Raw genomic sequence first — 19,993 nt, 5'->3', positions numbered from 1 at the left:
TTAATGAATTACTGCCAAATCTCCAATGCGAATTGGGTGCTGATTTTTAGTGATCAGCGCATAACTAACTTTGTCATACACTTTAAAAATAATCATTTCACCAACTTTCTCTGCTGGCATTTTCCAAGTAACGCTATCTTCATCGGTTTCTGAGCCAAATAATTCGCTAGTAGCCGATACCAATTTTTCTAAACGACTTGAATCTTCGGTATAACGCGGGCCTCTGGCACCATCAATCACCTTAGGTGACTGACGTTCAATATCCAGTACATGACCTACTTTAACTTGTTGCTCTGAACCTAAGTTTAGCACCACTACATCCATCGTGCTAAATTCTCTCACCTCGCGCGGAGAGGCAATCACTTGACCCTGCATTGGCTGTTCAGGACGATGCATCTCAAAATATACTGGCAGCATCTGCCCTTCCATTGCAGGTAATAAAAAGTCACCCTGTTTGATCTCACGTTTTACTGATTCAACTCTTACTGAGGCAGGTTCGCCATTGGCCGCATCACCTGTTCTAAACGCACGAGCCATACCCACATAAGATGCTCTACTCGCTAACTCTTCACCGGTATTAGGGTCAGTATAAGGCGCACCTTTATGATAAATAGCATATGCCTGATGACGTTTTAAGTTACCTTTTACATATAAAATATGGTCAATAGTTTGGGTTTTGGTATTTTCGTTGGCGCCCAAAATATAGGGCTTTTCTTTTATGGTATCGCTGTTAATAGCTTGCTCAAACGACAAATACGGTTTAATCAACGCAAGAGGTAAAGTTGTTATCGCATCTTTCCCTTTTGGCGTAATACGTCCCATAGGTGATAGCTTTCGATACGCTTTATTAATCACTAAACGCGGATTACCGTCTGTATCGTAAATTAATGCTAACGCATCTCCCGGGTAAATAAGGTGAGGGTTGTCTATTTGTGGGTTCATTTGCCATAGTTCAGGCCATAACCAAGGTTCGTTTAGATATATAGCTGAGATATCCCAAAGCGTGTCACCTTTTTTCACAACATACTGTTTAGGTGCATCTTTTTTTATAGTTAGTACATCTGCCAGCACAGGAAAAGTTGCACCTAATGCAAGTATAATTGCAATTAATGGAGATTTCATTGAGCTTCCTCATAGTGTTTTTTCATTATTATTAACCAAAACCTGTTAAAGGGGAACGTGAATGGCTAAAATAAGAACATACAATACCCTAAATTTAAGCATAAGTGTAAAAGGTAACTATGGCTAGGTTAGAAGTTTTAAGATTTCCAGATGAACGTTTACGTACAATCGCAAAAGAAGTAACTGTTGTTGACGATCAAGTGCGTGAAATTGTCAAAGATATGCTAGAAACTATGTACGATGAAAATGGTATTGGGCTTGCTGCTACACAGGTTGATATTCACCAGCGTATTGTGGTGATCGACGTATCAGAAGAGCGCAATGAACCACTCGTGCTTATCAATCCGCAAATTATCAAAAAAGATGGCTCAACCGTGAGCGAAGAAGGCTGTTTATCAGTTCCTCATTCGTATGCAAAAGTTGACCGTGCAGAAACCGTTACCGTAGCTGCACTGAACGAAGAAGGTAAAGAATTTATTCTTGATGCTGACGAATTATTAGCGATTTGTATTCAGCATGAACTTGATCACCTTCAAGGTAAATTATTTATTGATTATTTATCTCCATTAAAGCGCCAACGCATTCGTAAAAAGCTTGAAAAAGAAGCGAAGTTTGCAGCGCAGTAATAAGCACCTTAGTAAATAATTAGGAAACTCAGTGACACAACCATTACGCATTATATTTGCCGGTACGCCGGACTTTGCTGCACGCCATCTGCAAGCACTCATAAATAGTGAACACCAAATAGTGGGCGTTTACAGTCAACCAGATCGTCCAGCGGGTCGCGGAAAAAAACTAAAAGCCAGTGAAGTAAAAGCGCTTGCATTAGAACATGATCTACCCGTTTTTCAACCGCAATCACTCAAAACAGACGACGCACTTGAAGAGCTAAGCAGCCTCAATGCCGATATCATGATTGTCGTTGCCTACGGTTTAATTTTACCTAAAGCCATTTTAGATGCCCCACGTTTAGGGTGTTTAAATGTACATGGTTCTATTTTACCGCGCTGGCGTGGCGCCGCACCTATTCAACGCGCTATTTGGGCAGGCGATCAGCAAACCGGTGTAACCATAATGCAAATGGATGAAGGGCTAGATACCGGCGATATGCTGCATATTAGCCGCTGCCCTATTGATAGTACTGAAACCAGTGCAAGCTTATACACTAAGCTTGCTGAACTGGGACCTGGTGCATTAATCGACACCATAAATCGTTTAGCTAACGGGGACATAACGCCTGAGCCACAGAACGACGCCGATGCCAATTACGCTAAAAAGCTCTCAAAAGACGAAGCCAACATTGATTGGTCTATGGATGCCGAGCAAATCGAGCGTAATATTCGTGCCTTTAACCCATGGCCAGTATGCTTTACCCAAATGCGTGGTAATACGGTAAAAATATACCAAGCAAACGTGGTTGAACAATCAGGCGCAGCTGGCACTGTATTAACAAGTGATAAAAACGGTATCGTTGTGGCTTGTGGTAAACACGCTTTATCTATTGGCGAATTACAACCACAAGGCAAAAAGCCAATGGCAATTAATGATTTTTTAAACGGTCGTAGCGACTGGGTCACACCCGGCACCGTATTAGGCGAAAATAATGAGTAATGTAAGCAATGTCAGAGCGCTAGCCGCTGAAACTTTATATAACGTGGTTGATAAAGGCGCATCGCTTAATCAAGAACTCCCTTTCGCTAGCCAAGGCTTATCACCTAAAGATAAAGCCTTACTGCAGCAAATTTGCTATGGAGTATTGCGTTACTTACCTAGCCTAGAAAATTATTGCCAGCATTTAGTAGAACAACCGCTTAAAGGCAAACGCCGTATTTTCCAGTTCTTGTTGTACGTGGGCATTTACCAACTACAACACATGCGTGTACCGCCGCATGCAGCAATTAGCGAAACCGTTAATGCGTTACAACAATTACGCGCTCTTGGCTTAAAAGGGCTTATTAACGCCATTTTACGAAACTTTCAGCGCCAACAAGCTGAGCTTGAAGAAAAAGCCAAACAAATTCCGGTGTGTTTATACAACCATCCAAACTGGTTTATAAAGCAAGTAAAAGAAGCCTACCCAGATAGCTGGGAAGACATTCTAGAAGCTAATCAGCAACAAGCGCCAATGTGGCTTCGAGTGAATCAATCGCAGTTTAGCACCCAAGAATATAGCGAAATGCTAACCGCTAACGATATTGAACATACTCTAAATCCTGATTTTATTGATGGCATTAAACTAAGCAAACCACGCGATGTGTTTTCACTTCCTGAGTTTGATACCGGTGCCTGTTCAGTACAAGATGCGGCAGCGCAGCTTGCTGCACGCTATCTAGACCCACAAAATGGTGATTCAATACTCGATGCCTGCGCAGCGCCTGGTGGTAAAACCTGCCATATTTTAGAGCTTGCCGACGCAGATGTGCTTGCGCTTGATAGCGATGCCACACGCCTAGAACGTGTTAAACAAAACCTAGAACGCATAGGTTTGGGCGCCGACTTACAATGTGGTGATGCATCGCAACCTCACACTTGGTGGGATGAAGAACAGTTTGATCGTATTTTGTTAGATGTACCCTGCTCTGCAACTGGCGTAATTCGTCGTCACCCAGATATTAAATGGTTACGTCGCGCATCCGACATTAACGATTTATCGACCCTCCAAGGCGATATACTCGACAGCATTTGGCCATTGTTAAAGCCAGGCGGTACATTGGTGTATGCAACCTGTTCGGTGCTTCCACAAGAAAACCAACAACAAGTTGCTAAGTTTTTAGCTAATAATGAAGACGCAGAGCATATTCCTTTGCACAGCGAAGACACTAAAACCACACCAGGCTTACAGCTGTTACCAGGTGAAAGTGACGGTTTTTACTACGCTAAATTAGTTAAAAAAGCCTAGTATTGCCACGCAACACATTTAACTACCTCGCTTTTGAGGTAGTTATTATTTTGATGTAATTAGTATTAATAATACGGGTACATAATGAAAATAATCATACTCGGTGCTGGGCAAGTTGGCGGCACACTCGCAGAAAACCTAGTGGGTGAACAAAACGAAATAACCGTAGTTGATATCGACGGTAACCGCTTGCGTGAACTGCAAGATAAATACGATTTACAAGGTGTTGCAGGCCACGGCGCCCACCCTGACGTGTTAAGTCGCGCAGGGGCTGAAGATGCCGATATGATTATTGCGGTGACCAGCTCAGATGAAGTTAACATGGTGGCATGCCAAGTTGCCTACAGTATTTTTAATACACCGACCAAAATAGCCCGTATTCGCTCTGAGCAGTATTTAAAATACCGCGAAAAACTCTTTCATAATGATGACTTACCTGTCGATCATTACATAGCCCCAGAAGCACTCGTTACTAAGTATATTCGCCGCCTAATAGACTACCCTGGCGCATTACAAGTACTGCAATTTGCCGATGGCATGCTCTCTTTAGTGGCTGTAAAAGCCTACTATGGCGGCTTATTGGTAGGCTATGCCCTATCTACACTTAAGCAGCATATTCCTAATGTTGAAACTCGAGTGGCCGCTATTTACCGCCAAGGTAAAGCGATAAAACCGTTAGGCACCACCGTAATAGAAGCCGACGATGAAGTATTTTTTATTGCCGCAACCAAACACATTCGTGCGGTAATGAACGAGCTACAAAAGCTGGAACGCTCGTATAAAAAAATCATGATTGCCGGTGGCGGTAATATTGGTGCAGGCCTAGCCCGTTCACTGGAAAGAAACCACAGCGTTAAGTTACTAGAGCGAAGTAAAGAGCGTGCCGAACAACTCTCTGAAATGCTCGACAACACCGTGGTATTTTGTGGTGATGCATCCGATCAGGAGCTGCTCTCTGAAGAACACATTGAACAGGTTGATGTGTTTATTGCCGTTACCAACGACGATGAAGTAAATATAATGTCGGCTATGCTCGCAAAACGCATGGGGGCACAAAAAACCATGGTACTTATTCAACGAGGCGCTTACGTTGATTTAGTACAGGGCGGCGAAATAGATATTGCGATTTCACCACAACAAGCGACTATTTCTGCATTGCTGACTCACGTGCGCCGTGGTGATATTGTAAACGTGTACTCGTTGCGTAAAGGGGCTGCAGAAGCCATAGAAGCGGTTGCCCATGGTGATGAAAATACCTCTAAAGTGGTAGGTCGCGCAATTGCCGATATTAAATTGCCAGCAGGTACCACAATAGGTGCAATTGTGCGAAATGACGATGTACTGATTGCCCATGACGATACAATTATTTTGTCAGGCGATCATGTAATCATGTTCTTAATTGATAAAAAGCACATTAACGTGGTTGAAAAGTTATTCCAAGTTAGCGCAATCTTTTTATAAGTAATTCCTCCTTTTTATTCACAACCCGCTTGTAAGTAAAAAGGAGAACACCCAAACCTAAATAAAAATCATTATCAAAAGCATTTACTAAAAAAGGAAAATCCATTAGTCTCTTCTTGCTCGATTATCAAGCAGCGACATCTACAGATGTGAAAAGTTAATTTCACGTTTTTAAATAAAAATGGATTTCAAATGATACACCTACTCTCTAAGAAAAATTCTCCCATAACTCATTACACTCTGGTTGGCCTTTTACTTTCAACAGTTTCAACTCAAACGCTCGCCCACACTAGCGAAGGTATCGAAAGGTTAACCGTAATCGGAGAGCAAGCGAAGGGCTATAGAGTTAATTCTATGAGCTCTGCAACTGGCCTTGAGCTATCACATTTGCAAACGCCGCAATCAACGATAGCGATAACAAGCGACTTCATGGCAGACCAACAACTAAATACCGCAATTGAAGCTATAACCAGTGTGACAGGCATAAATGCTCGAGAAGCAGATAATGGTAAGTTTTCTATTTCAGCCCGAGGTATTAGTGTCACCAGCATACTTTATGATGGCATAGCGACCACCTATGACACCCGCTTTAATTATGGAGATAACCTAACCGATACCACAATTTATGATCGTATCGAAATAGTTAGAGGAGTAACGGGGTTAATGCTGGGCGCGGGTAACCCTTCGGCAGCAATTAATTTGATACGTAAACGCCCAACTGCAAACACTCAAATAAATCTTACTGCTTCATTAGGCTCATGGGACAACTACCGCGCGATGGTGGATGTGTCGGGAAGCATAAATAATAGTGAAAGTATAAGAGGACGAGCTGTTGTTGCTTATCAAGATAGACACTCATATCAAGATCGCTTTTCGCAAACCAGTCAAACATTGTATGGCATTATTGAGGCAGATCTTTCTAACAGTACTTTATTGACTCTTGCTGTTGATAATCAATCGACAACCCCTAAAGGAACAATGTCAGGTGGTTTGCCTATTTTTTATAGTGATGGCTCCCGCACTGCTTATGACAGAGATGCTTCAACAGCTCAAGATTGGGCCTCTTCTCGAACCGATGCACTTAATGCATTTATTCGCCTAGAGCATTACTTTAACGCTAACTGGCAGCTAACCGCTAATTATGTCTATGGTGATAACGACCTAGACTATGATGTGTTTTGGATAAAAGGAGAGCCCGATCCTATAAACAACACTGGAATGATGCCAGGTTCTATAAACTATATTGATGCAAACAGAACGCAGGATACCTATGAGGTCGAACTCAATGGTCGGTTTAATTGGCTGGGCCAAAGCACCAACTGCTATTTGGTTATAATACCCAAGAGCAACAGTTTTCGACCCCTTATTATGCTAGCCAACAAAGTGACTATGTTATCGGCGATTTCACTGACTCTAGTTATAGCATTGCAAAACCAACTTGGCAGTCAGAAGCGGCTTACGGCTCTTATGGCACAACTAAACAAGATGCGCTTTATGTTGCTGCACAACTAAATATAACCAATGCCTTGTCTTTAATTGTTGGAAGCCGGTTAAATCAATGGCAAACCAATCAAGATAATTTTGGTCGCATGCATGATTATAAAATAAGTGATGAACTAACTAATTATTTTGGAGCAACTTATGAACTAACACAGAGTTGGGCTTTGTATGCTAATTACACTGATATTTTTACACCACAAAGTCGAGTTGATAAAAATGGCAATTATTTAAGCCCTATTGAAGGTAAGAATTATGAACTTGGCATAAAAGCTTCTGTACTTGATGAACGTTTAGACATATCCCTTTCTGGATTTAAAATTTATCAAGATAATGTGGGCGAGTACACGGGCGATACCATTGCAGAAACACTTCAGGCCATCTACAAGCCCATTAACGGCACATTAACTCAAGGCTACGAGCTAGAAATCAACGGAAAATTAACCGATAACTGGAACGCTTATTTTGGCTATACCCATAGTAAAGGCGAAAAACCGGATAATACGGTATTAAATACCACCAACCCAAACGATCAATTTAAACTTTTTACTAGCTATCAACTCTCAGGTGCATTAGACAATCTAAAATTGGGTGGAGGCTATCGCTGGCAAAGCAATAGCTATGACGAAGTTAAAAACCCTGTTTATGGCGCTGTTGAGGTAAACCAGCCTAGCTATGGTATTGCAAGCCTAATGGCGAATTATCAAATGAATGAGCAGTTATCTGTTAGTCTAAATATCGATAACTTATTTGATAAGCATTATTACAGTCAAATTGGGTTCTATAACCAATATCGTTATGGTAAGCCAAGAAGCTTCTCTCTCCAACTTAAATATAGCCTCTAACAAGCACAAAAAAGCCGCTGACTATTAAGCGGCTTTAGTGGAGTATGATGGGTTAATACTTATTGTACTCTTGCAAACTCTTCTTTAGAAAGTTCACCATTTCCGTCGGTATCTAAATCATCAAAAATGTTCATTAGTTGTTTATTAGCGGCGGCTTCCTGCTGGCTAATTACACCGTCGCCATTACTATCAAAAGAGGCAAAATCTACCGCTGCATAAGCTGCTGATGATGACGCTAATACTAAAATCGCAAGTGTTGTGTTTAATGCTTTCATAATAAGTCTCCTATAAGAGGGAAATCCTTTTCTGAGATCCCTGTGCAATGAAAAAAGTCAAAAGTTAAAAGTTTGCAAACTCAGCTTTAGAAAGCTCACCATTACCGTCAGTATCAAGCTCAGTAAATGCGGCTGTTAAATCAGCGTTTACAGCGGCTTCGCTTTGACTAATAGCACCGTTACCATCAGTATCAAGCATGTCAAAGTCGCTTGCTGCAAAAGCAGCTGATGAAGAAGCTAGCGCGATAAGTGCAAATGTTTTATGTAATGTTTTCATAATTTAATCCTTCAAAATGTAATGCAATGGTCTATCAAAAAATTGTGTCTGGCTATCACGGTCCTTGTTATTCTCTTTCATAGGCTTCCTTGCCTATTTAGGTTGTCTTTGGCAACTCAGAATATACTTAGCCTTGTCTTATGCTTTCGAAAATTCTTCTTTTGATAGCTCACCGTTTTGGTCAGTATCAAGCTCTGAGAACATGCTCATTAATTTTGCATCAACCGATGCTTCGCTTTGGCTAATAGCACCGTTGCCGTCGGTATCTAGTGTGTCGAAGCCGCTCGCTGCAAAGGCAGCTGATGAAGAAGCAAGAGCGATAAGTGCAAATGTTTTGTGTAATGTTTTCATAATGAGTATTCCTTAAAATCGTTTAAATAATGAGGGAGCTTTTAACTCCCAAAACTTTAATAGCTTAGGGTTATGCTTTAGAGAACTCTTGTTTTGATAACTCACCGTTTTGGTCAGTATCAAGCTCTGAAAACATGCTCATTAATTTTGCATCAACCGATGCTTCGCTTTGACTGATTGCGCCGTTGCCGTCAACGTCTAGCGTGTCAAAGTCGCTTGCTGCAAAAGCGGCTGATGAAGAAGCTAATGCGATAAGTGCTAAAGTTTTATTAATGCTTTTCATAATCTATCTTCCTTCAAAGTTTATGTTTTATGCGATTAAGTGTTTTACTTTAAATCACGTTTCGTTCAATACAGCCTGACTATTACAACTTCGATGCCAAAAATATAAAAACCATAACTTTCAATAAATTAACCAGCAACTAGCTGAAAATGGCGCTATTTAACTCGTTATTTTGTTGCTTTTTAGCAACAGTAGATAAGGCAATAAAATTAAAACAATAAAAATCAAAGAGTTGAGTTTAAGGAAAACCCCACACAGTCGATGAGCAATCGCTAAAAAAGAGGATTAAATAAACAAAAAGGAAGGTGAGTTGAGTTTAATTTTGTTATAAACAAAAAAATTAGAATAAAAAACATATTTAACTAATTGTTTTTAATGAATTTATAAAATAAATTTGAAATGGCTTTTAAAAATAACAACAAAACATGGCTATTTGTTGCAAAAGAGCGAAAATGTTAGAGCTTGTTGATATTTTAGAATTGTAAAATGTTCAGCGTCGAAAGATAACAGGTCTTATACAATTTCAACTTCAAGTGCATTAGGGTCAATGAAGTGATCCCCCATCAGGGCTTTCATTTGCTCTTCACTGGCAAATAATCGAATTCCGCAATATATGCCCTTAGCATGTTTTTTCACACTGCATATTTGCCCTTCGTGCTTTGTATCTTCATCAAACACTACGATGCAACGCATATCTTTAATGTCGTCGATTTCTTGGGTTGTTTTAATATCAAACATAACACCCGTTAACGAAATATCTTTTATAACGCCTTCAAAGGAAGGGCGATCATCCGATAATTTTAACTTGGCTGGAAACAGCGTCGGTATACGCGCTTGCGAGCGCAGTTCAAATAGCTGTACTTGTGAAGGATAGTCGATAAACAATAACTTAGCCGGGTGAGATGCTACAGACATAAGCTGCTGACGAAACGCTAAAACATGCCCACCACTGCCCTCTATAAGCGCTCTTACCACCACCATCACACCATCGCGTAAATAATCACTTGCCATGGGGAGCCGTTTTGCATTGGGGTAATTTAAAATAATAAACTTATTTTCTAATAAGCCTATAAACTCTGTTTTTACGCGTCGGCTACTCGTGGGGGTGAGGATTTCTAAATCAACTATGCCACCCGTGACGATTTGGTTTAACTTTTCCAAATTGGTTTTTCGCATATTTCCTTCCTAATATTTAAAACGTTATCCACGCCAAAATGTTGGAGTAAATAGCACGAGTAAGGTAAATATCTCTAAACGGCCAAATACCATTGCCACGGTTAATATCCATTTTGCAGCATCGGTAATAGCGCCATAATGAGAAGCAACATCACCTAACCCTGGGCCAAGGTTATTTAAACACGCTGCCGTTGCTGAGAATGCCGTTATATTGTCTAGCCCGGTGCCCATTAACGCTAACATAATAATAATAAAGACTAGTGCATAAGCCGAGAAAAAGCCCCATACCGCTTCAACTACTTTATCTGGTAGCGCCTTTCGCCCTAGCTTTATAGAGTATATAGCTCGAGGATGCACTAAGCGGTTTAGCTCTCGCACCCCTTGTAGATAAAGTAAAAACACGCGCACAACTTTCATACCGCCGCCAGTTGAACCAGCACAGCCACCAATAAAACTAGAGAATATTAATAAAATAGGTAAAAACAAAGGCCAAGCAGAAAAGTTATCTGTGGCAAATCCTGCGGTGCTGCTTATAGATACAGCTTGAAACAATGCCTGATCGAGGGTTTCATCGCCATTGGCATAAACATCGTGAGATGAAAGTACCGTGAAACAAATCACCACCAGCGCGAGCTGAATACATAGAAACACTTTGAATTCAGGGTCACGAATGTAGACACTAATATTACGACTCGCTACAGCAGCATAATGCAGAGAAAAGTTAATGGCTGCGATAATTAAAAAGAACACACAAATAAAGTTAATTACTGGGCTATCAAAATGCCCCATTGAAGCGTCATAAGTAGAAAAACCACCAATGGCCACCGTAGAAAAAGCATGGCAAATTGCATCAAACCAATTCATGCCAGCGCTCCAATACGCCAAAGTACATGCCAGGGTAATAGACACATAAATATACCAAAGGTGTTTAGCGGTGTCGGCTATACGCGGGGTCATTTTGGAATCTTTTACGGGGCCTGGAATCTCAGCCCGATACAACTGCATACCACCTACGCCAAGCATTGGCAGGATTGCTACCGCTAATACAATGATCCCCATACCACCAAACCACTGTAATTGTTGGCGATAAAACAAGACCGATTTAGGCAGATACTCAATGCCGGTCAGTACGGTAGCCCCTGTTGTGGTTAAGCCAGAAAAGGCCTCAAACACGGCGTCGGCTAAAGAGAGGTTGGGTTCTTGTAAAAATACCAGCGGTAAGGAGGCAAACGCGCCTAGTACTAGCCAAAACAAAACCACGATTAAAAAGCCTTCGCGGGCTTTTAAATCGCCATGCTCATGCCTATTTGGGTAATAAGCCATTAAGCCAATAACAACACTGAATATAAAGGCTAAAACAAACGGCACCCCTCCACCATCTTTATAAATTAAAGACACTAGCGCTGGTGGCACCATAGTAATACTGAATAGCGCAACCAATTGGCCAAGAATTTTTATGATGGTACGAAATTGCATTGAGCGTATCGCTTTTTTATTAGTAAATTAAAATAACTACTGTATGACTCGAAATTTAATGTTTAATCATTAAATGGGATGAATGTAAGACTATTACTCTTTGATTGTTAACTCAACTGCGCCGTGGCTTAAATCAAAAATATCTTTGATGGCTTGCTGCGCTTGGCGACTATCAATGGTAATAGTCCACTCAATATTTGCAGTAAACTGCTTTTCAATATTAAGTACCTGAAAGTTCGTTTTTAAATGTTGCTCTATCGCCCCTTGCATACTGTATTCACTAAAGCCCACCAGCTCAGCGCTCGGCACTTTCACCACGGTTTGTAGTTTTGCTAAGGCATTATTGAGTGAACCACCATAAGCACGCACCAGCCCACCCGTACCCAGCTTTATACCTCCAAAGTAACGTGTTACCACAGCGGTCACTTCACCTAAGCCTGAGCCCACTAGCACATTAAGCATGGGTTTACCTGCGGTGCCATTGGGCTCCCCGTCATCAGAAAAACCATAAACATGGCTGCCACCTGGGTTACCTGCAACATGTGCCCAACAATTGTGGCGTGCATCACTATATTTTTCTTCAATATTTTTAATAAAGGCTTTCGCAGCATTTAGATCGGGCGTGTGACCTATATGAACGATAAAGGTACTTTTTTTAATTTCTTCTTGATGAAATACAGCTTCGGCTGGGTATTTATATTCAGACATAGCACTTACTTAGGCTTTAATTAAAAAAATGGGGCCAAAAGGCCCCTTTGTATCCGTTTATTTTAGCGCGTATTGACTAACTCGTCTTTAATAAGGATTTTGTCGAGTAATAAATTACGCGTCATATTTTCTAGGCTATCTTCGTGAACAATAATATTGTCCTCGATACGAATACCGCCATAAGGTTTAAACGCTTCGACTTTTTCCCAGTTAATAAACTGCTTATTGTCTGTTTGTGCTAAATCACCCAGTAAAGAGTCAATAAAATACAAACCTGGCTCAATAGTAAACACTTGGTTTTTCTCAATTAAGCGAGTGCAGCGTAAAAATGGATGGCCTTCTGGTGGCGCTTGATGTGCCCCTGTTTCATCACGCATAAAACCACCCACATCGTGAACCTGTGCACCTAAATGATGCCCTAAGCCATGCGGGAAGAAAGTTGAGGTAATTTGACGCTCAACAATTTCCGCTGCCGGTAGTTTAACAATATCAAAATCACTTAATAGCTGAGCAATACGGTTATGACAATCAATATGCAGATCGCCATACAATAAACCTGGCTTTAAGCTTTTTCCTAACTCAATTTGATGCGCCGTCATAGCATTAACTAAGTCAGCAAACTCACCTTGCTTTTTAAAGTCGTAGGTACGAGTAATATCCGCAGCGTAACCATTAAAATTAGCGCCCGCATCAATTAAAAATGAATTATGCGTTTGTGGTGCTTTTGGCTCAAAATGGGTGTAGTGCAAAATAGCGCAGTTTTCGTTAAGGGCCACAATGTTGCCATATGGCATTTCGTTTTCACTTTGACGCGTTGCCATTAAGTAGGCTTGCTGAATATCAAATTCGCTACCACCATTAAAAAACGCATCACGCGCTGCTTTATGGCCATCAACCGCAATACGATTCGCATTACGTAAACATTCAAGTTCATATTGCGTTTTATAAGCACGGTGGTAATGAATATAGTTAAGTACTGGCTCAGGGTTCATAATACTAAAGCCAAGTGCTTGTGCTACTTCGAGGTATTCACCAATGTAGGCAAATTTAGCTTTATCGTAAGGTAGTAGCTTTTCAACCTGATCGGGTTGTAATAACAATTCAATATCGAAGTATTCTGCCCAAAAATCTCTTGGCTCATCAGGTACTTTATGCCAAAAATCAATTGGGCGATAAAAAATAAGTTTTGGCTTATCGCTACCATTTACCACAATCCAGCAATGTGGATTATCAATAACCGGTAGCCACGCTTTAAAATGAGGGTTAACTTTAAACGGGTAATACATATCATCTAAAAATTGGCGCTTAGCTTGGCCTGAATGAATGACTAATCCTTCTAACCCTTCTTGCTCACAAATAGTACGTGTACGCTGCTGCAATGTTGCAATATGTTCGGCGTATAAAACGGCTAATTTTTCCATAATAAACCCATCTGTTAAATTTAACTTGCTTTGAGTCTACCACTTATACACAAAGCGCTCAAAAAAGAGGGATACTTACTGTGTAAATATCCCTCTGTGGTTGTAGATTTATTTTTACTATCCGCCCATCGTCATTTCTAATATGGGGGCTAGAAGGTTTCCCTCCCGACCAAGGCGAGTATGATAAACCTGTCGATAAGCAAATACATTTTTTACATAATCTCGGGTTTCTCTATAAGGAATAAGTTCAACCCATAGCTCAGCCGGCATTGCTTCTTCTGGTAACCAACGCTTAATACGATGATACCCAGCGTTATAAGATGCTGTAGCTAACACCTCATTGCCGTGGTTTTTCTTTTTTAAATACTGTAAATAACGAGTCCCGAGACGAATGTTGGTTTTTGGTTGATACAAACGACGATTAGAAACCGTGCCTTTATTAATATACTTTGCCGTACTCGGTAATAGCTGCATTAACCCGCGTGCATTTGCATGGGAGCGCGCATCAGGTGCAAATGAGCTTTCGCGACGTGCAATAGCAATACTCCAAGTTAGGTCAATTTTGCTTCGCTTGCTGTAACGCTCAAACATTTCTTGAAATGCAAAAGGGAAACGCAAATCCACATAATCCCATGCTTTTATTTTTGCTAGGGTGAATATAGTACTATCAAACCAATCCAGCTCGGCTGCAAGTACCGACGCAGCTAATTTTTCATCATCAGCTGAGGTATCAGTTAAATAATTCCACTCGCGTCGAGCGGCAGTAAAGCGCTCTAATTCATACAGGGCTTTGGCACGCTTAAAGCCTGGCGCATTACTCACTCTTGTTACTAAAGCTTGATTTACATTAACGGGCAACTCATTTAAATCAACCGGTATGCCCAAACGCGCAGCGGCTAAAAAACCATAATAATCACGGTTAGCGGCCACTTTAGTCCAAATTGCCTTAGCTTTTTCATGATCTGCGCGTTTGTCATAACTATAAGCAAGCCAATACTGTTGCCCTAAGCTAAGATTTTCTTTACCTGTAAAAAATGCCGCAATTCCCTCCCAATCTTGGGTTTTGAGTAGATTAGCTAACTGCCATTGCATTAATTTACGATCTTGGCGCTCTTTGGGTACTTTATTTAAATAGAAGCTAGCTTGGCTATGCCCGCTCGACGCCAACGAAAGCGCAAAGGTATAATATACATCCGCTTTTTCATCATCAGTGTAATCAAATAAACTCTCAATTTTTTGCCATGCCTTTAATGCCAACTCTTTATCACGCCAAATTAAGCGTTTAATACCATAAAGGGCTATTTCACCTTCTTTTACTGTTTTGCGCTTATAACGATATAACCCCGCCGCTGCACTTGGGTCACGTCTTACTTTTGAGTATAAATCGGCTAAGTAGCGCTCATTGGCTGGCAACAATGTTTTTAAATAAGGCAGTAAACGATAAGACCCCCCTTGCGCCGCTAAAGTGACACGCTGCCAAACAACATCGGGCGTTAAATAACCATCTTGACGCCAGCGTTTAAAAAGGCCATCGCATTCACTTGGCTGCGACTCACCCACTGTCCATAAGTCGGTTACCTGATTGAGTATTGCTTTTCTAGGCGCACCAAGATCAAGCTGAAAAGTAAGGTGGGTACAAGTAAGCTCACTGTCAGAGGTTTCACGGTAGTTTTTAATAAACGCTGCTTTTTGATTTCTGCGTTTTAAATAGTTTAACCATGCTTTACGCACTGGCCACTCTAATGGCGTATGTTCATAAACAGTGAGAAAATTTTCTATCTCTGTTTGGTGGGCTAAGCTGGGGTAACGTTCCCAATAGGCTTTTTCAACATACGGTTTAAGCGGATGAGACAATGAATCCACCGCTTCTTTAAAATTTTGATAATTGCCATAGCGCGCCTGTTTTTCAGCGTCTAAAAATGCATCAATATCAGTTTTCGCGTTGGCAGAGGGGAAAGAGAAAAATAGAGTCGCTGCCGCTACGCTTAATAAGTATTTTTTCATAATGTCCTTTAGGGCATAGTAACCTTCAAGGCTGACGAAGTGTGGCGAAGAGTAAGTAAACAACAGCACATACACAGCTGTACTATTTATTCTAATAAAACCCAAGCTATGAACACTAAGACAGCGCAATAAAATGAATAAAGAAAACTTTCAAACCCACCTTAGCACCAAACCAGCTATATTTTAACCAGACGTTTGTAACCAAGATAAATTTTTCGTTGCATTTTTAATTTAAAGCAAGCACACTGGTCTGAATATGAACTCATCGTACCAGTCTTAGTTCATCAACTAGGGAGAATAATAATGTTATATAAAAGCGATTCCTTTGAAGTTAGCTTCGTGAAGGAAAACATCGCCGAGTTTAAGTTTTGTGCTACAGGTTCTGTAAACACATTATCTCAACAAACTCTTTCAGATTGCGCGGCAGCATTAAAAGAATTAGCCGCTAACGCTGATATTAAAGGCATGATTTTTACCAGTGATAAAGACCACTTTATTATTGGTGCAGATATCTTCGAATTTTTACCTACTTTTACTAAACCTGAAGCAGAATTAGTAACGTGGATCAAAAATGCAACTGACGTTTTTGATGCAATTGAAGATTTACCATTCCCAACACTCAGTGTTATAAACGGCTTGGCGCTTGGCGGCGGCTGTGAGTGGGCACTTGCTACCGATTATCGTGTTGCAAGTGACTCAGCAAAAATGGGTTTACCAGAAGTTAAATTAGGCATAATGCCTGGATTTGGCGGCACAGTGCGCCTTCCGCGCATTATTGGCGCCGATAACGCGATGATGTGGATCACCACAGGTAACGAAAATCGCGCAGCTGATGCCCTTAAAGTAGGTGCGTTTGACGCAGTAGTTAGTGCCAACAAACTACAAGAGTCAAGTATAGCAACATTAGAATTAGCGATTGCTGGCAAGCTAGATTGGCAAGCAAAACGCGCTGTAAAATTACAACCGCTTAAATTAAACCGTGTTGAGCAAGGCATGAGCTTTGCAATGGCAGAAGGTATGGTAATGGGTAAAACCAAAGGCCACTATCCTGCTCCAGTTATGGCCGTTCGCACTATTAAAGCAGCAGCAAACTGCTCACGCGCCGAAGCAATGGCAATTGAAAATGCCAACTTTGCAAAGCTTGCTCGTACCAACGAAGCAGCCGCGCAAACAGGTATCTTTTTAGCAGACCAATACATTAAAGGTAAAGCACGTAAATTTGCTAAGCACAGTGATGTAGAAATTAAACAAGCTGCTGTATTAGGCGCAGGTATTATGGGCGGCGGTATTGCATACCAATCTGCTTATAAAGGTACACCAATCATAATGAAAGACATCCAACAGGATGCACTTGATTTAGGTATGGGTGAAGCGTCTAAGCTATTAGGTGCAAAAGTTAAGCGCGGCCATATGCCAATGGAAAAAATGCTAGCAACACTTAGCAAAATCAAACCAACGCTTAACGATGCAGACCTACAAAACGCCAACATTATTGTTGAAGCGGTAGTAGAGAACCCTAAAGTGAAGCAAGCCGTACTTGCTGATCTTGAAAAGAATATGCCAGAAGGCACTGTGCTTACGTCAAATACATCGACCATTTGTATTGACCTACTTGCAGAAGCACTTGAAAAACCAGAAAACTTCTGTGGTATGCACTTTTTCAACCCAGTACCAAAAATGCCATTAGTAGAAATTATCCGTGGTGCAAAAACCTCAGATAAAACCATTAATGCCGTAGTTGATTACGCACTTAAACTAGGTAAATCGCCGATTGTTGTTAACGATTGCCCAGGCTTTTTTGTAAACCGTGTTTTATTCCCTTACTTTGCAGGCTTTAGCAAATTAGTGGTTGAAGGCGCTAACTTTGCAAAAGTAGATAAAGTCATGGAAAACGTATTTGGCTGGCCTATGGGTCCGGCTTACCTACTTGATGTAGTCGGTATTGATACTGCTTTCCATTGTACTGGCGTAATGGCAGACGGCTTCCCTGAACGTATGGCACGTGCAGAGAAAGATCCAGTGACTGTTTTTGCTAACGAAAAACGTTTTGGTCAAAAGAACAAAGCAGGTTTTTACAAGTATGAAACAGACCGTCGCGGTCGTCTTAAAAAATCGCATGACCAAACAGCGATTGAACTACTTGCACCAATTACAGACGCACCAAAAGAATTTGATAAACAAGAAATCATTGACCGTTGTATGATCCCAATGATCAACGAAGTGCTACTTTGTTTACAAGAAGGCATTGTTGCTTCTCCTCAAGAAGCTGATATGGCACTTGTATACGGTGTTGGTTTCCCTCCATTTAGAGGCGGCGCGTTCCGTTACTTAGATCAAACAGGTTTAGCTAACTTTGTTGCAGCAGCAGACAAATACGCTCACCTAGGTGCGATTTACCAAGTATCAGAGCAAACTCGCAAGTGGGCTGAAGAAGGCCGTGTTTTCTATAAGGTGGAAGGTTAATATCATGAATAATCCAGTAATTGTAGATTGTATCCGCACACCAATGGGTCGCTCAAAAGGCGGCGTATTTAAAAACAAACGTGCAGAAGACTTAAGCGCTCATTTAATGAAAGGCTTATTAGAACGTAATCCAGCAGTTGACCCTGCGTCAATTGACGATATTTATTGGGGTTGTGTACAGCAAACTTTAGAGCAAGGCTTTAACGTTGCACGTAACGCATCTCTACTTGCAGGCATTCCACATTCAGTGCCAGCAACCACAGTGAACCGTTTATGTGGCTCATCAATGCAAGCATTGCATGATGCTGCTCGCGCTATTATGACTGGCGCTGGCGATACTTACCTAATTGGTGGTGTTGAACACATGGGCCACGTACCTATGACTCACGGTAACGACTTTCACCCTGGCTTAGCAACATCAATTGCACAAGCTTCTGGCTCTATGGGTTTAACTGCTGAGTACCTTGCTACTATTCACGGTATTAGCCGTGAGCAACAAGATGAGTTTGCTTACCGCTCGCATCAACGTGCACATGCTGCAACAGTTGAAGGGCGTTTCCGCCGCGAAATTTTAGCAATGGAAGGTCACGATGCTGACGGTTCACTTATCCTTGTTGAAGATGATGAAGTAATTCGCCCTGAAACAACGGTTGAAGGTTTATCGCAGCTGCGTCCAGTATTTAACCCTGCTACGGGTTCTGTTACAGCGGGCACATCTTCAGCACTTTCTGATGGCGCATCAGCTATGTTAGTGATGAGCGAAGAAAAAGCAAAAGAACTTGGCTTACCAATTCGTGCATATATTCGCGCGATGGCCGTTGCCGGTTGCGATCCATCAATCATGGGTTACGGCCCAGTACCAGCAAGTAAAAAAGCATTGGCACAAGCTGGTATTACTATTGATGACATCGATGTTGCTGAACTTAACGAAGCATTCGCAGCACAATCACTACCCGTACTTAAAGACTTAGGTTTAGCGGATGTGGTTGACGAAAAAGTGAATTTAAATGGCGGCGCTATCGCACTGGGTCACCCGCTGGGTTGTTCGGGTTCGCGTATTAGCACCTCACTTATTCACTTAATGGAAGACAAAAACGCAAAATACGGTTTAGCGACTATGTGTATTGGTTTAGGCCAAGGCATCGCAACTGTATTTGAACGTGTTCAAGACTAATTAGTGTTGAATATGTAAAACCAGCTTGGTGATTAAAAAGGCGAACTAGCGCAAGTTAGTTCGCCTTTTTTATGCCACCAGCAGTGGGGATTTTCTGCGGTTTATATTGTGTGATCGGGTGTAGTAAATTATTTTTAATAAGGCCGACTTATTTTCACTCAGCAAAACAGTTAACCAACCGGCTGAATTACGCTAAACTATCTGACCTAACTTAAGCAGCGACTATATTACAGGTAATTTTTATGAGCTTTGATAACCCCGATCACCAATTAGATGCCATCGGCCTGCGCTGCCCAGAACCTGTGATGATGATACGCGCTGCAATTCGCAAAATGAGCGACGGCGAAACACTGCTAATTATTGCTGACGACCCCTCAACCACCCGTGATATACCCAGCTTTTGTACCTTTATGGATCACACGCTAGTGGCTAAAGAAGTTGAAGAGTCACCGTATAGATATGTGGTGAAGAAAGGGTTGTAAAACTATCAGCTATCAGCTATCAGCTATCAGCTATCAGCTATCAGCTATCAGCTATCAGCTATCAGCTATCAGCTATCAG

18 protein-coding genes and 1 pseudogene are annotated in these 19,993 nt (G+C 41.3%); 9 read left to right on the top strand and 10 right to left on the bottom strand.

All coding sequences use genetic code 11. The features are described 5' to 3' along the window. The gene (locus tag AAEY57_RS13240; RefSeq protein WP_273001553.1) at window positions 1-1,122 is read right to left on the bottom strand and encodes a LysM peptidoglycan-binding domain-containing protein; all 1,122 of its coding nucleotides are present in this window, start codon (window positions 1,120-1,122) and stop codon (window positions 1-3) included. Between the two features lie 119 nt (window positions 1,123-1,241). On the opposite strand from AAEY57_RS13240, the gene def reads away from it, so the two are divergent. From def to AAEY57_RS13210, 6 genes and pseudogenes are all read left to right on the top strand, one after another. Further along, window positions 1,242-1,748, top strand: coding sequence for a peptide deformylase (gene def / locus AAEY57_RS13235; RefSeq protein WP_013463665.1), 507 nt, complete (start codon window positions 1,242-1,244; stop codon window positions 1,746-1,748). Between the two features lie 31 nt (window positions 1,749-1,779). Continuing rightward, the gene (fmt, locus tag AAEY57_RS13230; RefSeq protein ID WP_058153955.1) at window positions 1,780-2,733 is read left to right on the top strand and encodes a methionyl-tRNA formyltransferase; all 954 of its coding nucleotides are present in this window, start codon (window positions 1,780-1,782) and stop codon (window positions 2,731-2,733) included. Continuing rightward, window positions 2,726-4,021, top strand: coding sequence for a 16S rRNA (cytosine(967)-C(5))-methyltransferase RsmB (gene rsmB / locus AAEY57_RS13225; RefSeq protein WP_273001554.1), 1,296 nt, complete (start codon window positions 2,726-2,728; stop codon window positions 4,019-4,021). Before fmt ends, rsmB begins: the two co-directional genes overlap by 8 nt. A gap of 84 nt (window positions 4,022-4,105) precedes the next feature. Continuing rightward, the gene (trkA, locus tag AAEY57_RS13220; protein WP_008112933.1) at window positions 4,106-5,482 is read left to right on the top strand and encodes a Trk system potassium transporter TrkA; all 1,377 of its coding nucleotides are present in this window, start codon (window positions 4,106-4,108) and stop codon (window positions 5,480-5,482) included. A gap of 192 nt (window positions 5,483-5,674) precedes the next feature. Next, window positions 5,675-6,109: pseudogene (locus AAEY57_RS13215) on the top strand (TonB-dependent receptor plug domain-containing protein); the annotation flags it as partial. A 671-nt stretch (window positions 6,110-6,780) separates the two neighbouring features. Beyond that, complete coding sequence (locus AAEY57_RS13210; RefSeq protein ID WP_273001555.1) at window positions 6,781-7,824, top strand: TonB-dependent siderophore receptor; 1,044 nt, start codon at window positions 6,781-6,783, stop codon at window positions 7,822-7,824. A gap of 59 nt (window positions 7,825-7,883) precedes the next feature. On the opposite strand, the gene AAEY57_RS13205 is transcribed toward AAEY57_RS13210, so the two are convergent. The 9 genes from AAEY57_RS13205 to AAEY57_RS13165 all read right to left on the bottom strand — a co-directional run bounded on the left by AAEY57_RS13205 (window position 7,884) and on the right by AAEY57_RS13165 (window position 15,795). Next, entirely contained in the window at window positions 7,884-8,099 is a 216-nt protein-coding gene (locus AAEY57_RS13205; protein WP_016900039.1) for an EF-hand domain-containing protein, read from the bottom strand. 64 nt (window positions 8,100-8,163) lie between these two features. Then, window positions 8,164-8,376: an EF-hand domain-containing protein gene (locus AAEY57_RS13200; RefSeq protein WP_013463660.1), complete on the bottom strand. Its 213-nt coding sequence runs from the start codon at window positions 8,374-8,376 to the stop codon at window positions 8,164-8,166. A gap of 138 nt (window positions 8,377-8,514) precedes the next feature. After that, entirely contained in the window at window positions 8,515-8,727 is a 213-nt protein-coding gene (locus AAEY57_RS13195) for an EF-hand domain-containing protein (RefSeq protein WP_273001556.1), read from the bottom strand. Window positions 8,728-8,797: 70 nt separating this feature from the next. Continuing rightward, window positions 8,798-9,010: an EF-hand domain-containing protein gene (locus AAEY57_RS13190; protein WP_013463658.1), complete on the bottom strand. Its 213-nt coding sequence runs from the start codon at window positions 9,008-9,010 to the stop codon at window positions 8,798-8,800. A gap of 513 nt (window positions 9,011-9,523) precedes the next feature. Further along, the gene (locus AAEY57_RS13185; RefSeq protein ID WP_016900037.1) at window positions 9,524-10,186 is read right to left on the bottom strand and encodes a flagellar brake domain-containing protein; all 663 of its coding nucleotides are present in this window, start codon (window positions 10,184-10,186) and stop codon (window positions 9,524-9,526) included. Window positions 10,187-10,210: 24 nt separating this feature from the next. Beyond that, entirely contained in the window at window positions 10,211-11,662 is a 1,452-nt protein-coding gene (locus AAEY57_RS13180) for a TrkH family potassium uptake protein (RefSeq protein WP_273001557.1), read from the bottom strand. Between the two features lie 93 nt (window positions 11,663-11,755). Continuing rightward, on the bottom strand, window positions 11,756-12,370 hold the full coding sequence (locus tag AAEY57_RS13175; RefSeq protein ID WP_013463655.1) for a YigZ family protein: 615 nt from the start codon (window positions 12,368-12,370) through the stop codon (window positions 11,756-11,758). Window positions 12,371-12,432: 62 nt separating this feature from the next. After that, window positions 12,433-13,791, bottom strand: a complete 1,359-nt coding sequence (gene pepQ, locus AAEY57_RS13170; protein WP_273001558.1) for a Xaa-Pro dipeptidase — start codon at window positions 13,789-13,791, stop codon at window positions 12,433-12,435. 117 nt (window positions 13,792-13,908) lie between these two features. Continuing rightward, complete coding sequence (locus AAEY57_RS13165; RefSeq protein WP_273001559.1) at window positions 13,909-15,795, bottom strand: lytic transglycosylase domain-containing protein; 1,887 nt, start codon at window positions 15,793-15,795, stop codon at window positions 13,909-13,911. A 303-nt stretch (window positions 15,796-16,098) separates the two neighbouring features. On the opposite strand from AAEY57_RS13165, the gene fadB reads away from it, so the two are divergent. From fadB to tusA, 3 genes are all read left to right on the top strand, one after another. Continuing rightward, window positions 16,099-18,258, top strand: a complete 2,160-nt coding sequence (gene fadB, locus AAEY57_RS13160; protein ID WP_028834903.1) for a fatty acid oxidation complex subunit alpha FadB — start codon at window positions 16,099-16,101, stop codon at window positions 18,256-18,258. 4 nt (window positions 18,259-18,262) lie between these two features. Next, a complete protein-coding gene (fadA, locus tag AAEY57_RS13155) occupies window positions 18,263-19,432 on the top strand; it encodes an acetyl-CoA C-acyltransferase FadA (RefSeq protein ID WP_013463651.1) in 1,170 nt (389 codons plus the stop codon). A 242-nt stretch (window positions 19,433-19,674) separates the two neighbouring features. Further along, complete coding sequence (tusA, locus tag AAEY57_RS13150; RefSeq protein ID WP_024601483.1) at window positions 19,675-19,914, top strand: sulfurtransferase TusA; 240 nt, start codon at window positions 19,675-19,677, stop codon at window positions 19,912-19,914. Window positions 19,915-19,993 lie beyond the last annotated feature (79 nt).

It is taken from the genome of Pseudoalteromonas sp. MER144-MNA-CIBAN-0113 (genome assembly GCF_040308965.1).
GTDB classification, from domain to species: Bacteria; Pseudomonadota; Gammaproteobacteria; order Enterobacterales; family Alteromonadaceae; genus Pseudoalteromonas; species Pseudoalteromonas tetraodonis.
Note: the sequence above shows the minus strand (reverse complement) of the source record. Positions and strands in the feature narration are given on the sequence as shown.